Origin of the sequence: Leifsonia sp. AG29 (assembly GCF_009765225.1) — a bacterium.
Lineage (GTDB): Bacteria > Actinomycetota > Actinomycetes > Actinomycetales > Microbacteriaceae > Leifsonia.
This window is the reverse complement of sequence record NZ_VMSF01000001.1, coordinates 446,760-462,089: the sequence shown is the minus strand read 5'-3', so window position 1 is coordinate 462,089 and position 15,330 is coordinate 446,760. Positions and strand designations below refer to the sequence as shown.

General features: G+C 71.9%; 13 protein-coding genes. 4 read left to right on the top strand and 9 right to left on the bottom strand.

The window, feature by feature from the left end; translation table 11 throughout:
- Nucleotides 1–10: 10 nt before the first annotated feature.
- From FPT20_RS02325 to FPT20_RS02310, 4 genes are read right to left on the bottom strand one after another with little or no spacing between them, the layout of a single operon-like run.
- Nucleotides 11–1,348 carry a sulfate adenylyltransferase subunit 1 gene (locus FPT20_RS02325; protein WP_158862180.1) on the bottom strand — a complete coding sequence of 446 codons (1,338 nt, stop codon included), beginning with the start codon at nucleotides 1,346–1,348 and terminating at the stop codon, nucleotides 11–13.
- Entirely contained in the window at nucleotides 1,348–2,274 is a 927-nt protein-coding gene (cysD, locus tag FPT20_RS02320) for a sulfate adenylyltransferase subunit CysD (RefSeq protein ID WP_158862178.1), read from the bottom strand. Before cysD ends, FPT20_RS02325 begins: the two co-directional genes overlap by 1 nt.
- Nucleotides 2,256–2,996, bottom strand: coding sequence for a phosphoadenylyl-sulfate reductase (locus tag FPT20_RS02315; RefSeq protein WP_158862176.1), 741 nt, complete (start codon nucleotides 2,994–2,996; stop codon nucleotides 2,256–2,258). Before FPT20_RS02315 ends, cysD begins: the two co-directional genes overlap by 19 nt.
- Complete coding sequence (locus FPT20_RS02310; protein WP_158862166.1) at nucleotides 2,993–4,705, bottom strand: nitrite/sulfite reductase; 1,713 nt, start codon at nucleotides 4,703–4,705, stop codon at nucleotides 2,993–2,995. The genes FPT20_RS02315 and FPT20_RS02310 overlap by 4 nt, the downstream gene beginning before the upstream one ends.
- A 152-nt stretch (nucleotides 4,706–4,857) precedes the next feature.
- Here FPT20_RS02310 and FPT20_RS02305 point away from each other — a divergent pair, with 152 nt between their 5' ends.
- On the top strand, nucleotides 4,858–5,619 hold the full coding sequence (locus FPT20_RS02305) for a sirohydrochlorin chelatase (RefSeq protein WP_158862164.1): 762 nt from the start codon (nucleotides 4,858–4,860) through the stop codon (nucleotides 5,617–5,619).
- Here FPT20_RS02305 and FPT20_RS02300 read toward each other — a convergent pair.
- Complete coding sequence (locus FPT20_RS02300; protein ID WP_158862162.1) at nucleotides 5,532–5,774, bottom strand: hypothetical protein; 243 nt, start codon at nucleotides 5,772–5,774, stop codon at nucleotides 5,532–5,534. The genes FPT20_RS02305 and FPT20_RS02300 overlap by 88 nt on opposite strands.
- Before the next feature lie 82 nt (nucleotides 5,775–5,856).
- Nucleotides 5,857–7,002 carry an ROK family transcriptional regulator gene (locus tag FPT20_RS02295; RefSeq protein WP_158862160.1) on the bottom strand — a complete coding sequence of 382 codons (1,146 nt, stop codon included), beginning with the start codon at nucleotides 7,000–7,002 and terminating at the stop codon, nucleotides 5,857–5,859.
- 107 nt (nucleotides 7,003–7,109) lie between these two features.
- Between FPT20_RS02295 and FPT20_RS02290 the strand changes: the two genes are divergently transcribed.
- On the top strand, nucleotides 7,110–9,263 hold the full coding sequence (locus FPT20_RS02290; RefSeq protein WP_158862158.1) for an alpha-galactosidase: 2,154 nt from the start codon (nucleotides 7,110–7,112) through the stop codon (nucleotides 9,261–9,263).
- A 28-nt stretch (nucleotides 9,264–9,291) separates the two neighbouring features.
- Here FPT20_RS02290 and ligD read toward each other — a convergent pair whose 3' ends face one another.
- The gene (ligD, locus tag FPT20_RS02285; protein WP_158862156.1) at nucleotides 9,292–11,385 is read right to left on the bottom strand and encodes a non-homologous end-joining DNA ligase; all 2,094 of its coding nucleotides are present in this window, start codon (nucleotides 11,383–11,385) and stop codon (nucleotides 9,292–9,294) included.
- Between the two features lie 100 nt (nucleotides 11,386–11,485).
- Here ligD and treS point away from each other — a divergent pair, with 100 nt between their 5' ends.
- Entirely contained in the window at nucleotides 11,486–13,801 is a 2,316-nt protein-coding gene (treS, locus tag FPT20_RS02280) for a maltose alpha-D-glucosyltransferase (RefSeq protein ID WP_442786466.1), read from the top strand.
- A gap of 10 nt (nucleotides 13,802–13,811) precedes the next feature.
- Here the strand turns inward: treS and FPT20_RS02275 are convergent, their stop codons facing one another.
- Nucleotides 13,812–14,420 (bottom strand): dihydrofolate reductase family protein, encoded by a 609-nt coding sequence (locus tag FPT20_RS02275; RefSeq protein WP_158862154.1) that lies wholly within the window; start codon nucleotides 14,418–14,420, stop codon nucleotides 13,812–13,814.
- Nucleotides 14,421–14,492: 72 nt separating this feature from the next.
- On the opposite strand from FPT20_RS02275, the gene FPT20_RS02270 reads away from it, so the two are divergent.
- Entirely contained in the window at nucleotides 14,493–14,750 is a 258-nt protein-coding gene (locus tag FPT20_RS02270; protein WP_158862152.1) for a DUF4287 domain-containing protein, read from the top strand.
- Between the two features lie 165 nt (nucleotides 14,751–14,915).
- On the opposite strand, the gene FPT20_RS02265 is transcribed toward FPT20_RS02270, so the two are convergent.
- Entirely contained in the window at nucleotides 14,916–15,320 is a 405-nt protein-coding gene (locus FPT20_RS02265) for a VOC family protein (protein WP_158867753.1), read from the bottom strand.
- Between the last annotated feature and the right edge of the window lie 10 nt (nucleotides 15,321–15,330).

Below are 15,330 nucleotides of genomic sequence, written 5' to 3'. Positions count from 1 at the left end.
GACGGGCCTTTCAGACGGAGACGATCCCGGCCGCGAGGGTCGCGCCGGACTGGGGGTCGATGAGGAGGAACGCGCCGGTCTGCCGGTTGACGGCGTACGGCTCGACCGGGAGGGCCTCGGCGAGCTGGAGGGAGACGTGGCCGATGTCGTTCACCTCGAGGGCGTCGGCGGGCACCACCTCCAGCGTGGTGAGGTCGCGCCGGCCGGCGATGCCGGTCAGGCGCGCCTGGACGGTCGCGGTCCCCCACTTGAGCAGAAGGCGTGCGCCCACGGCGATGCCCGCAGCGTCGAGCCAGAAGACCTCGGCGGTGATCGCGGAGCGCGGCTCCGGGAGGGTCCCCGGCGCGCCGATGAGGGCGCCGCGGGCCAGGTCGAGGCCGTCAGCGAGGCTCACCGCCACGGACTGGGGCGCGACCGCCGAGGCGACGCTCCGGCCCGCGACGTCGATGCGCGTCACGACGCTGGTCGCGCCTCCCGGGTGGACGCTCACGCGGTCGCCGACGGCGATCGTGCCGGAGGCGATACGGCCCGCGGCCGAGCGGTAGTCGCGATACTCGTCGGCGTCGAGGCCGGGTGCCAGGGCGCCCTGCGGCCGGAGGACCAGCTGGACGGGGAGGCGCAGCTCCTCCGTGACGGCTTCGGCCTGATCGCCGGTCGGGAGGGACTCGAGCAGTTCCAGAAGAGCCGGCCCGGTGTACCAGGGCGTGCGCTCGGACCGCGCAGCCACGTTGTCGCCGTCTACGGCGCAGACCGGGATGACGTGCAGGTCGCCGATGCCGAGACCGAGGGCCACCTCGGCCAGCTCCGCCGCGACCTGGCTCACCCGGGCCTCGTCGAAGCCGATGAGGTCGACCTTGTTGATCGCGACGATGACGTGCGGCACCCGGAGCAGGCTGATCACCGCGAGGTGACGCCGGGTCTGCTCCAGGACGCCGTTGCGGGCGTCGACGAGCAGCACGACTGCGTCGGCGGTGGTCGCGCCCGTGACCATGTTGCGCGTGTACTGCACGTGGCCCGGGCAGTCGGCGAGGATGAACGACCGGGCATCGGTGGCGAAGTAGCGGTACGCGACATCGATCGTGATGCCCTGCTCGCGCTCCGCACGGAGCCCGTCGGTCAGGAGCGCCAGGTCGAGACCGCCGCGCTCACCGCCGAAGCCGCGCTCACGGGAGGTGCGCTCCACGGCGGCGAGGTGGTCGGCGAGGATCGCCTTCGAGTCGTGCAGCAGCCGGCCGACCAGCGTCGACTTGCCATCGTCGACGGAGCCGGCCGTGGCGAACCGGAAGAGCGTTCCGCGCGTCGCGGCGGGGGCGGACGGACGCAGGACGTCGTCGAGCTGGAGTGTCATCAGAAGTATCCCTGTCGTTTCCGGTCTTCCATGGCGGCCTCCGAGATGCGGTCGTCGGCACGGGTTGCGCCGCGTTCGCTGAGGGTGGAGGCGGCGACCTCGCGCACCACGGCGGCGACGTCGACAGCGTCCGACTCGACCGCGCCGGTGCAGCTCATGTCGCCGACGGTGCGGTAGCGCACGAGCCGCCGCTCGACGGTCTCGGCCTCGTCGGGCAGCGAGACCGGGGTCACGGCGCGCCACATACCATCGCGGGCATAGACGTCGCGCTCGTGGGCGTAGTACAGCGGCGGCAGCTCGATGCCCTCGCGCTCGATGTAGCGCCAGACGTCGAGTTCGGTCCAGTTGCTGATCGGGAAGGCGCGGACGTGCTGGCCCGGGGTGTGCCTCCCGTTGTAGAGGCTCCACAGCTCGGGGCGCTGGTTGCGCGGGTCCCACTGTCCGAAGCCGTCGCGCAGGGAGAGGATGCGTTCCTTCGCGCGGGCCTTGTCCTCGTCGCGGCGCGCGCCGCCGAAGACCGCGTCGTGACGACCCGCTTCGATCGCGTCGAGGAGCGGGACGGTCTGCAACGGGTTGCGAGTGCCGTCCGCACGCTCGGTCAGACGCCCGTCGTCGATGTAGTCCTGAACGCTGGCGACCGCGAGCGGGATGCCGAAACGCTCGGCGGTCGCGTCGCGGAAGGCGAGCACCTCCGGGAAGTTATGGCCCGTGTCGACGTGGAGGAGCGAGAACGGGATGCGCGCCGGCCAGAACGCCTTCGCGGCGAGGTGGAGCACGACGACGGAGTCCTTGCCGCCGGAGAAGAGGAGGACCGGCCGCTCGAACTCGGCGACCACCTCGCGGATGATGTGGATCGACTCGCTCTCGAGCTGATCGATCAGGGTCAGTGTCCCGGTCGTCGCGGCGCTCACAGGTGGAGCCCGCATTCCGTCTTGGCGAGCCCGGCCCACCGGCCGGATCGCGGGTCCTCGCCCGGCGCGACCGGCTTCGTGCACGGCTCGCAGCCGATCGAGGGGTACCCGTTCGACAGGAGGAGGTTCAGGGGGACGGCCTTGGCGGTCGCGTAGTCGAGCAACTCGTCGAACGTCCAGGCGGCGAGCGGGTTGACCTTCACGAGGCCGTTCTTCTCGTCCCAGGCGATGACGGGAGTCTCGGCGCGCGTGGGCGCCTCCTCCCGGCGAACGCCTGTGAACCACAGCTCGTAGCCCGCGAGCGCGCGCTGCAACGGCTCGACCTTGCGACGGGCGCAGCAGAGGTTGGGGTCGCGCGCGAAGAGCTCCGCGCCGAACTCGGCATCCTGTTCGGCGACGGTCTGCCGGGGCAGCACGTCGACGACCGTCACGTCGAGGGAACGGGCGACCTCGTCGCGCGTCGCGTACGTCTCTACGAAGTGGTAACCGGTGTCGAGGAAGAGCACGTCGACGCCCGGCAAGGCCGTGGAGACCAGGTGCGGGAGGACCGCGTCGGCCATCGAGCACGCCACCGCTGTCCGCTCGACCGCGAACTCATCGGCGACCCAGGCGACGATCTCCTCCGCGGTCGCCCTCTCGAGCTCGCGCGCGCCGCGGCGGGCGATGTCGCGCAGCTCGTCGGCCGGGCGCAGCCCGTCGGGGCGGACGGTCGTGCTGCCCAGGTTCGTGGCGGTCATGCCAGCGCCTCCTCATCTGCTCGGTGCGCCCACTGGGCGAAGGTCTCGTCCTCCGCCTTGTCGGCGAGATAGCGGGTCACGATGCGCTCGACGTAGTCGGCGATGCCGTCGGCGGAGACCTTGAGGCCGCGGACGGTGCGGCCGAGTCCCGCCTCGTCGCGGTTGCGGGAGGCGAGGCCGCCGCCGAGGTGGACCTGGAACCCTGGCACCTGGCCGCCGTTCCCGTCCGGGAGGAGCTGGCCCTTCAGCCCGATGTCGGCCGTCTGGATCCGGGCGCACGAGTTCGGGCAGCCGTTGACGTGGAGGCTCAGCGGAGCCGGCAGGTCCAGTCCCTCCAGTCGCTTCTCCAGCTCCCGGACAGCCGTCGTCGCGGTCACCTTCGTCTCGACGATCGCGAGCTTGCAGAATTCGATGCCGGTGCAGGCGATGGTGCCGCGGCGGAACACGCTCGGCCGCGCCGACAGCCCGAGGGCGTCGAGCTCGGCGACGACCTGCTCGACCTCCTCCTCCGGGATGTCGAGCGCGAGGATCTTCTGGTGCGGCGTGGTGCGCAGCCGGGAGGAGCCGTGGCGCTCGAGCAGGTCGGCGAGCGCGGCGAGGGTGCTCCCCGAGACACGGCCGACGAACGGCGTGACGCCGATGAAGTAGCGGCCGTCCTTCTGGCGGTGGACGCCCACGTGGTCTCCCACGGTCTTGGGTGCCGCGGGAGCGGGCCCATCGGGGAGCGGGGCGTCGAGGTACTCGGTCTCGAGCACCTCCCGGAACTTCGCGGTGCCCCAGTCGGCGAGCAGGAACTTGAGGCGCGCCTTGTTGCGGAGGCGCCGGTAGCCGTAGTCGCGGAAGATCTGCACCACGCCGTGCCACACCTCGGGCACCCGCTCGGCGGGCACGAAGGCGCCGAGGCGCTCGGCCAGGCGCGGCGCCGTCGAGAGGCCGCCGCCGACCCAGAGGTCGAACCCGACGCCCAGCTCGGGATGCTCCACGACGACGAACGAGACGTCGTTGATCTCGTGGGCGACGTCCTGGCTGGGGTGCCCGCTGATGGCGGTCTTGAACTTGCGCGGGAGGTTCGCGAGCTCGGGGTCGCCGAGGAAGCGGTCGGCGATCTCGTCGATGAGCGGGGTCGGGTCGATCAGCTCGTCGGCCGCGATCCCCGCGACGGGCGAGCCGAGGATGACGCGCGGCACGTCGCCGCAGGCCTCGGTCGTGCTGAGCCCGACCGCCTCCAGCCGGCGCCAGATCTCGGGCACGTCCTCGACGCGGATCCAGTGCAGCTGGATGTTCTGCCGGTCGGTCAGGTCGGCCGTGTCGCGCCCGAACTCGGTCGAGATGCCGGCGATGACCCGCAGCTGCTCGGTCGTCAGCTGGCCGCCGTCGATGCGGACGCGGAGCATGAAGTACTCGTCCTCGAGCTCGTGCGGCTCGAGCGTTGCCGTCTTGCCGCCGTCGATCCCGGGCTTCCGCTGCGTGTAGAGGCCCCACCAGCGGAACCGGCCGTGCAGGTCGGTGGGGTTGATGGAGGCGAACCCGCCCGCCGCGTAGACGTTCTCGATCCGCTCGCGGACGGCGAGGCCGCCGTCCTCCTGCTTCCACGCCTCGTTGGCGTTGAGCGGCGCGCGGCCGTCGACGGCCCACTGGCCGTTGGGGCGCGCATCGGTGCGGCGGGGGCGGGCCGGGGCTGCCGGCCGGTCCTGCTCGGAGATCGTCACGGGTGGTCCTTCCTCCGCCCGGAGGCGGGTCGTCCGCGGCGAGGCGGATCGGGAAGCGAACCTAGGACGAACGCAGTGCGCGACGGAAGGCGGCCGGTAATAAATGGACGCAATGTGGAAACCGGGCGCGCCCGATGCGGCATCCTGGGGCCATGATCGCGCTCCTGACCGTCTCGCACGGGACGTCCGACCCCGTGGGCCAGCGCGCCGTCGCCGACTTCGCGGCCGCCGTCCACGGGCAGATCGGCGCCGACCTGGCGGCGCACGCGTTCGTCGACGTGCAGCAGCCCGACCTGGCGGAGGCGCTGGGCGCCCTGCCGGCGGACGCCTCCGTCATCGTCCTGCCGCTCCTGCTCAGCCGCGGGTATCACCTCGGGCACGACATCCCGGAAGCCGTCGCGCCCTTCGGCGACCGCGTCGTCGTCGCGGGTGCGCTCGGGCCCGACGTCCGGCTCGGCGCCCTCCTCCGGCGGCGGATCCTGGAGGCGGGCGCGACTCCCGCGGACAGCATCGTGCTGGCCGTCGCCGGGTCGAGCGACGCGGACGGCGTGGACGACGGGCGGGAGGCGGGGCTGCTGTTGTGCCAGACGGCCGGGCGGTCCGTGACGGTCGGCTTCCTGAGCGCCGCCGAGCCGAACCTCCCCACGGCGGTCGCCCGGAGCGCCTCGTCGTCGGGCGGCGCGCGTGTCGTCGCCGCGAGCTACCTGCTCGCGCCGGGCTACTTCCAGGATCTGGTGCACAAGTCGGGGGCGGACCTCGTCACGGAGCCGCTCCTCCGCGCGGGGCGCGAACCGGAGTGGGAGCTCGTGGCCGTCGCCCGCGACCGCTACTCCGCCGCGCTCTCCTCGCTTACCGCGTCCGACGCTGACCGGCCCCGGCGCACCAGCGAGACGACGGACACCGCGACGCCGTAGCCGGCTCCGAGGAGCAGCAGTGCGGCCGTGGCCGTCACGCCGGGCGTCGCAGCCGAGGCCGTCAAGAGGCTCGCCACGGCCGCCGCGGCGAGCAGGAGGCTGACGACTCCGACGACGATCGGCGCCGGGCCGTGCTCGCTCTCGTGGTCGGACATCGTGACCCCCATCTCTCCGGACCCGGCTCACGACCGGGTGCGAGGAAGAATAGGGGCCGTGGGTCGGGCCGGCCAGGCCGGGTTACGCCGTGTGAAGCATCGCGCCCGTGCTCCGGGCACCGAGGTACGACTGGATGGCGAGCGCGGCCGCACCCCGCGACCACGCCTCGAAGCCGGAGGTGTCGACCCGCACCTCCACCGGAAGCGCCTCGGGGTCGCGATCGGCGCGGAGGGAGGCGAGCACCCGCTCGCTCTCGTGCTCCCACAGGGCGATGCCATCGCCCGAGAGCACGATGACCGGCTGCATCGTCAGGTTCGCGCTCAGCCCCATGAGCCGGCCGAGCGCCCACGCCGCGCGGTGGACGATAGGGGCGACCGGCGACCCGTCATCGTGGGCCAGTTCGAGCACCTCCTCGTAGGGAGTGCTGCGGCCGAGAGCGGCCGCAGCCTGCGCCTCGATGCTGGGGATGCTCAGCATCGCCGTGGTGCACCCAGGATGACCCTCGAAACACCGTGGCCCAGCGGGATCGAGCGGGATGTGGCCGCCGAGCCCGAGGCCCGTGTCGGGGGTCGAGACCACGCGGTCGTGCACGACGAGACCGTAGCCGACGCCGACGCCGATCGTGATGAGCGAGAAGTCGGCGAGACCCCTTGCGAGGCCGAACCAGTGCTCCGCTTCGGTGAGACCGACCACGTCGTTCTCGACGACCGTCGGAATGCCCGTGGCCTCTTCGAGGAGATCGGCCAGCTCGACGTCCCTCCAGCCCAGGAAGGGTGCGCGGGTCACCAGCCGGTCACGCGCGACGCGACCGCCCACGGTGACGCCGAGGCCCGCCGGGCGCTCCCCTCCGGCGGCGAGCGCCGACACGAGCGCGGCGACTTCGGCGACGACTTCGGCCACCTCGTGCGACGGGAGGGGGCGCTCCTGAACCGACAGCACGTCGGCGCGCAGGTCGGTGAGCACGCCGATCGCGGCCTCGCCGGTCAGCTTGACGCCGACGATGCGGGCGGCGTCGCGCCGGATGTCGAGCGGTCGGGTGGGCCGGCCGACGCTCCCGTCCGGCTGGGCGTCGAGCTCGATGAACAGGCCCGCGTCGAGGTAGGGCTTGCTCAAGCGGGTCAGGGAGGGCTGCGACAGCTGGAGGCGGTCTGCGAGCTCGGTCCGCGAGATCGGCCCGTGCATAAGGACGGCGCGGGCGAGCTCGGCGCGGAGCTCTTGCGGCTTCATGGCGCCTCCTCTCGATCGGGCATCATCCTGGCACGGCGCCCGCCCGCGCCTGGCGCGCGGGGCGCCCGTTCTTGACAATCCTATTTCTTTCAAGCTAAAAGTATTCAATGCGACGAAGCGATCAGCACGCCGGCACGGCCCCCGCGCCCGACACCGTCCACCTCCGCAACGGCGGCACGAGCCTCATCCTCGAGGCGCGCGACACCGGGCTGCCGGGGATCGTCTATTGGGGTGCCGAACTCGCCGCCGCGGACGCTGCCGCTGTCGCGCTGGCCGCGCGTCCGCAGCGCGTGTCGGGCGGTCTCGACCGCACTCCTCAGCTCTCTCTGCTCGCGACGGACGCGACCGGGTGGAGCGCCACCCCCGGCATCGCCGGGCACCGCCCGGACGGCCGCGGTTTCGACCTGCTCTTCTCGACGACGGCAATGGAGGCGCGTGGCAGCTCGGTCACCGTGAACGGAGCCGACACGGAGGCGGGGATCTCGGTCACCGTGGAGCTCGAGGTCACCGACGCGGGCCTCCTGAAGCAGCGCGCCACGCTTCACAACACCGCCGAGACGCCGTTCGTGCTCGACGACCTCCTCCTCGCGTTCCCGGTGCCGACCGACACGGCCGAGATCCTCGACACCACCGGGCACCACCTCCGCGAGCGGTTCCCGCAGCGCCGCGACTTCACCTACGGCACGCACCTCCGGGAGAGCCGCCGCGGCCGCCCGGGTGCCGACTCGACTCTCCTGCTCGCCGCCGGCGTCCGCGCCTTCGGCTTCGAGCGCGGACTGGTGCACGCGATCCACGTGGCCTGGAGCGGCAACCACCGGGTCCTCGCCGAGCGGACGACGACCGGCGACTCGTTCCTCGCGGGCGGCGAGCTCCTCCTCCCCGGTGAGGGCACGCTGGCGGCGGGAGGCGCCTACACGACGCCCTGGGTCATCGGCTCGTGGGGCGACGGGCTCGACGAGCTGTCGGGACGGTTCCACCGGGAGCTCCGGAGCCGACCCGGTCACCCGTCGCGACCCCGCCCTGTGACGCTGAACACCTGGGAGGCCGTCTACTTCGACCACGACCTGAGCCGACTCATCGAGCTCGCCGAGGCCGGCGCCTCCGTCGGCGTCGAGCGCTACGTGCTCGACGACGGCTGGTTCTCGGGCCGCCGCGGCGACACCGCCGGACTCGGCGACTGGTTCGTCGACACCACCGTGTGGCCCGACGGCCTGCACCCGATCGTCGACCGGGTGCACGAGCTGGGCATGGAGTTCGGCCTCTGGGTCGAGCCCGAGATGGTGAACCTCGACAGCGACCTCGCCCGCGAGCACCCCGACTGGCTCCTGCGCGGACGGAACGACCTCCCCGTCGCGGGCAGACAGCAGTACGTGCTCGACCTCGCCAATCCCGACGCCTACGCGTACATCGAGCAGCGACTGGAGGCGCTCCTCCAGGAGTACGACATCGCCTACCTCAAGTGGGACCACAACCGCGATGTGACGGAGCCTGGCGACGGACCCGGCGGCCGCGCCCGTGTGCACGACGGCGTCCTCGCGCTCTACCGGCTGCTCGCCTCCCTCAAGGAACGGCACCCCGGACTCGAGATCGAGACCTGCGCTTCGGGAGGCGCGCGCGTCGACCTCGGCATCCTGGAGCACACCGACCGCATCTGGACGAGCGACTGCCTCGACCCGCTCGAGCGACTGACCATCCAGAAATACACGGGCCTGGTCGTGCCTCCTGAGCTGATGGGCGCGCACCTCACGAGCCCGGTCGTCCACTCGACCGGCCGCACGGTGTCGCTCGAGCTGAGCGCGGGCGTCGCCCTGTTCGGCCACTTCGGCATCGAGTGGGACCTCACCCGGCTCGACCGGCCGGCTCTCGACCGCATCGCCGCCTGGGTCGAGCGGTACAAGGAGGTGCGGGAGCTCATCGCCGCCGGTCGCCCCCTCCACTCCGACGTCGCCGACCCGGCCCTCGACGTGCGGGGCGTGGTCGCGCCGGACGGAGCGCGCGCCCTCGTCACGATCACGCAGGTCACCTCGAGCGCGAGCCACCCGGTCGCGCCGGTCCGCATCCCGGGGCTCGACCCGGAACGGGTCTACGCCGTTTCGGTTCTCGCGCCGGAGAACCGGCAGGACCGGCCCGGGCAGTCGCCACTGCCGTGGGAGCACGAGCCGCTGGAGCTCAGCGGGCTGGCCCTCGCCACGGCGGGTCTGCGGCCGCCCGTGCTGTTCCCGCAGGGTCTCGTCCTGCTGTCGCTCGACGCGGTCGGCTGAGCCGGGTTTCTGCGTCGCGCGGGCGGCATCACCCGGTGCGCCCGCCGGTCTGACTTCGGACTTCGACCCACTCCCGCCGACCAGCCTCGTACGCCTGGTCGGCGCCCTTCGCGACGACGCCGTCGATGCCGGCCGGGGCCAGATCGCGCCTCCAGCCCTTCGCAACCTCAGGGTCGTCGGTGGACGGCGAGAGCGAGAGTGGAGGCGTCCAGCCCTTCGCGAGCTCCTCGAGCAGTTGTCGGCGCACCGAGTAGGGCCGGTCACGGAGGTCCGTGCCGGCCACCGTGAGGAGGTCGAAAGCGACGTAGTTCGCGGGTTCCTCGTCGGCGAGGCGGCGGACGGTCTTCGCCGGGGCCGTCAACCGCCGCTCGAGCGAGTCTGGGTCGAGGCGCTCACCGGCCCAGCGGACGGCCACGCCGTCGACAGAGCAGCCGGGCGGGACCTGGCCGTCCGCGGCCTCGACGAGTTCGGGGAAGGAGGCGGTCAGCGCCTCCTGCTGCGCCGACCACAACTGCACGGCACCGTCTTCTGCGGCGGTGACGACCATGCGGACGCCGTCCCACCTCGGCTCGTAGCGGGTCCCTCCCGGCAGGGCGCCCGCGCCGGGGAGGCGGGTGGCGCTCTTCGTAAGCATCACGCCCATCGGGGCCGGCTCGGGCTGCGCCGCCGTCGCCGCCGCGTGCGCCTTGTCCACCATGAGGTGGATCATCCAGTTCTTCTCGTCTCCCGCCTGACCCGTGTGGATCAGCGCGAACCTCCGCGGCTCGCCGCCGAGCCCGCCGTCCGGGCGCCCGTGCAGGACCGCGATGACCTCTTTGCCGTCCCTCCACTTCTCGACGTCGTACTCGCCGGCGTCCCAGATCTTGACGAGGCCGCCGCCGTACTCGCCCTTCGGGATCTCGCCCTCGAACGTGCCGTACTCGAGCGGGTGGTCCTCCGTCGGCACCGCGAGGTGATTCACCTTGGGGTCGGTCGGCGGGCCCTTCGGAATCGCCCACGAGACCAGCACTCCGTCGTGCTCGAGCCGGAAGTCGTAGTGGAGGCGCCGGGCGTGGTGCTCCTGAATGACGAACGAGCGCCCGGATCCAGGGAGTCCGAGGTCGTCGGGGACGGGCTCCGGCGTCTTCGCCGCATCGCGCATCGAGCGGTACTTCGCGAGCCGGTCCTGCGCCTCCGGCGTCGAGACGAACCTCGCCATGTGCTCGGGCGTCGGCTCGAGGCCGGCGTCGCGCGAGCGCAGGAGGGGCGCGAGCGGGTCGCCGATGCTCTCGTACCGCTCGAGCACCTCCGAGTACAGGAGGTGCGCGAGGCCGGGCTCGCGCAGCTCCTCCCAGGTGCGCGGCGCGGCAACGGTCGGATGGGGCCTCCCACGCAGCGAATACGGCGCGATCGTGGTCTTCTTGCCGTTGTTCTGCGACCAGTCGATGAGCACCCGGCCCTCGCGGAGGGACTTCTTCATGTCCGACACGATCAGGTCCGGGTTGTCCGCCTCCAGAGCGCGGGCGAGCTCGTGCGCGACCGCCGACACCTGGTCGCTGGTGAGCGACCCGTCGAGCGCCGCGTACACGTGGATGCCCTTCGAGCCCGAGGTGACCGGGAAGGGCGTCAGGCCCATTCCCTCCAGGATGTCCTTCGCGAGCAGCGCGACACCCGCCGTCGTCGGCAGATCCACGCCGGGTCCCGGGTCGAAGTCGAGCACCATGCGGTCCGGGTTGCGCGCGCCTCCCGACCGGGCGAACTGCCACTGCGGCACGTGCAGCTCGAGCGCCGCCGCCTGGGCCAGCCATGCCAGCGTCGCTCGGTCCTCGACCAGCGGGTACTGCTTCGGCCCGGACGAGTGCTCGATGGTCCGCCGCTGCACCCAATCGGGCACGCCGTTGCCGAGGTCCTTCTCGAAGAAGGCGGGCAGCGGCTCCTCTTCGGTGCCGACGCCGTTCGGCCAGCGCTTGCGCGTGAGGGCGCGGTTCGCGGCGTACGGGATGAGGGCCGGTGCGATGGCCAGGTAGTAGGCGATGACGTCGGCCTTCGTGGTGCCGGTCTCGGGGTAGAGCACCTTGTCGAGGTTGCTGACCCGGAGGCGACGGCCGTCGACCTCGACCGTCTGTGCGGCAGACGTCGGCATGCGAGACTCCTTCCTGGCTGAACGGTACGCCGGAGTCGGCGCAGGATGCACCGGATCGGCCCGCACGGGACTACCGTTCACAGCGGCGGAAGGAGAACACGTGGAGGACGAGCCGGTCGAGACGGCCAGCATTGCCGAGCCGGAGGCCCCGGTCGAGCCGGAGGCCCCGGTCGAGCCGGAGACTCCGGTGGAGCCGGAGGCGACGGAGATCACCTACGACGAGCAGCTGTACCCGGCGCGGCCCAGGCGCCTGCGCCCGCGCGCGAACCTGCGCAGCGGCACGCTGCGTCGCAGCTTCGCCGACCCTCGCGCCGCGAACGGGCAGAACCCCGCCTACATCGAATGGCTGGTCCGCCAGTCGATGCTGAAGGACGCCGACGTGCTGAGCCGTCAGCTCTCGGGCTCGCCGAGCATGTGGCGCCACCCGTACGCGCGTCCCGACGCTCGCCGCGCCGTCTCGATCTCGGACGTGTGGTTCACCGCCTACCCGATCTCGCTGATCACGCGTCCGAACGAGTCGTTTCTCACCTCCCTCGCCGACCCCGAGCTGTGGACGGTCTTCGAGCAGATCGGCATCAACGGCCTCCACACGGGCCCGGTCAAGCGGGCCGGCGGCATCCGCGGCTGGCAGCAGACCCCCAGCGGCGACGGCCACTTCGACCGAATCGGCACGCAGATCGACCCCGCGTTCGGCGACGAGGAGACCTTCCGGCGCCTGACCGACGTGGCCGAGGAGCACGGCGGCAGCGTCATCGACGACATCGTCCCCGGCCACACCGGCAAGGGGGCGGACTTCCGCCTCGCCGAGATGGCGTACAAGGACTACCCCGGCATCTACCACATGGTCGAGATCCCGCCGGAGGAGTGGCACCTCCTGCCGGACGTGCCCGAGGGGCGTGACTCGGTGAACCTCGACCCCGCCACCGAGGCCTCGCTCGCCGACCGCGGCTACATCATCGGGGAGCTCCAGCGCGTCATCTTCTACTCGCCCGGCGTGAAGGAGACCAACTGGAGCGTCACCGCGCCGGTGCTCGGCGTCGACGGCGTCACGCGCCGCTGGGTGTACCTCCACTACTTCAAGGAGGGACAGCCCTCGGTCAACTGGCTCGACCCGACCTTCTCGGGCATGCGGCTCGTGATCGGCGACGCACTGCACTCGCTAGGCGACCTCGGCACGAGTGCGCTGCGGCTCGACGCGAACGGTTTCCTCGGCGTGGAGAAGAGCGTGGAGGGAATGCCCGCCTGGTCGGAGGGCCACCCGCTGTCGCACGCCGCGAACCACGTCATCGCGGGCATGGTGCGCAAGGTGGGCGGCTTCACGTTCCAGGAGCTCAACCTCACGGTGGAGGACATCCGCGACACCGGAGCCGTCGGCGCCGACCTGTCGTACGACTTCATCAACCGCCCCGCCTACCACCACGCCCTCGCAACCGGCGACACCGAGTTCCTGCGGCTGACGCTGCGCACCTCCCTCGAGACCGGCGTCGAGCCGGTGAGCCTGGTGCACGGCATGCAGAACCACGACGAGCTCACCTACGAGCTCGTGCACTGGGCGACCCTCCACAAGGACGATCTCTACCCGTTCCGCTACCAGGAGGTGACCGGGGGCGAGCTCGCCGAGATCATCCGCGGCGACCTGACCGCTGCGCTCACCGGCGACGCGGCTGACTACAACCTCGTGTTCACGACCAATGGGATTGCCTGCACCACCGCCTCCCTCATCGCGGCGACCCAGGGGCACACGACGCTCGACTCGATCACCGCGGAGGACGTGCCCGCGATCCGGGACGCGCACCTCCTGCTCGCGGCGTTCAACGCGTGGCAGCCGGGAGTGTTCGCGCTCTCGGGATGGGACCTGCTCGGGGCCCTGACGCTCCCGCGCGACGAGGTCGCGGACCTGATCGCCGACGGCGACACCCGGTGGGTGGAGCGCGGCGCCCACGATCTGCTCGGGGTGGCCCCCGACGCGGAGCGGTCGGCGTCGGGTATGCCGCGGGCACGCTCGCTGTACGGGATCCTGCCCGATCAGCTGCGCGACCCGGAATCGTTCGCCAGCCGGCTGCGACGGCTGCTGGAGCTGCGCTCGCGGTACGGCATCGCGAGCGGGCGCCAGATCGACGTGCCCGATGTCGCGCACCCCGGGATGCTCGTGCTCGTGCATGAGCTCGACGAGCTCGACGACCAGGGGCTGCCGACCGTGCAGCTGACCGTGCTCAACATGACGGGCGCCGAGGTCGACGGGACCGTGCGGTCGGAGGCGCTGCCGCTCGGCGCGACCGTCATCGACGCGGACGACGACAGCGAGTTCGCAACGGTCGACAACCTGGCGAGCTTCCCGCTGCGGATCGGCCCGTACGGTGCGCGGTTCCTGGTGCTGCGGCGGGCGCCCGAGGAGGCGGAAGCCGCTCGCGGGTAGTCGCGCGGGATCAGGTGCCGGTGCGCCGGTACCGGATGTGGGTCGAGAGCGGCGAGTGGAGCACCTCGACCGGCTCGAAGTCGAACGCGGTGACGTCGTCGAACATGCGCTCGCCGGCGCCGAGGAGCACGGGCGCGATGTCGAGCGTGAGCTCGTCGATGACGCCCGCGTTGAGCGCCTGACGTACGGTGGAGGCGCCGCCAGCGATGTCGATGCCGCGCCCGTCGGCGGTCTCGACCGCCCGCGCGTAGGCAGCGTCGAAGCCGTCGGTCACGAAGTGGAAGGTGGTCCCTCCCTCCATCTCGATCGGGTCATGGGCGAAGTGGGTGAGCACGAAAACGGGCGCGTGATAGGGCGGCTCGAGCCCCCACCAGCCGTCCCACGGCTCGTCCCACTCGCCGCGGATCGGCCCGAACATGTTCCGCCCCATCACGTACGCGCCGCGCGGCCGCATCAGCCAGCCGGCGGCCGTCGCGTCAGCCTCGGTCGCGCGCGGGTCGCCCATGTGCCAGCGGTGCAGCTCCTGGCCGCGCAGGCCCAAACCGTTCTCGAGGCTCTGCTCGGGCCCGGCGACGAAGCCGTCGAGCGAGATCGACATGTGGCAGGTGGTGTCGTGCATCAGCGCCTCCTCGGCGATCGATGGATGGAGACTATCCGCAGCCGGTGACATCGCGGTCGGTAGGATTCGGGCATGTCCGAGCATCCCGTCATCGCGCCCGATATCGCCCCGGGTCAGAAGGTCCAGGGCCCGGCCTCGTACTTCCCGAGCATCGAGAAGACCTATGGCCGCACGGTGCAGGAATGGCTCGGCCTCGTCGTCGCGCAGCTCGACACGGGCGCGACGCACATGGAGGTCGTCGGCTGGCTCAAGACCGAGCACGGCATGGGCCACGGTCACGCGAACGCGCTGGTGGGCTATGCGCGGGCGGGGCTGGGCGACGCCGGCTGACGCTTGGAGGGACGGCACCTTCCATGTGCAACGGAGGACGATTCGGCCAGCAACGGCCACCCCATCCTCCGTTCACCGCCGATTCGGTCGCGGCCCAGCGAAGTCTCCTCCCTCCGCCACGCCCGAGCCGGGCGGTGGCCGGTGGCCGGTGGCCGGTGGCCGGCGCTACAGCGCCGAGCCCTCGAAGCCGATCAGCCACGTGACGCCGTAACGGTCCTTCACCTGGCCGTCCCAGTCGCCCCACGGCCGCTCCTGCAGGGGATCGACGATGGTGCCGCCCGCCGAGAGCCCATCGAACCAGGCCCGCAGCACGGCGGGCTCGTCCGCCCCGAGTAGAGAGAGGAGGAGCCCCTCGGCCCTGAAAGACGCCTCGCCCTCGGCGGCATCGGCGGCGAAGAGCGGCACGTCGCCGACGAGCATGCCGTGCGCGACCGCGTCGCCGGGGCCGTCGGTGCGGCCGAACTCGGCGTACGTGTTCAGCCGCACATCGCCTCCGAACACGCTCTGGTAGAAGGAGAGCGCCTCCCGGGCTGTGCCGGGGAAGGCGAAATACGGGGATGGTCCGCTCAGCGAGGTCACG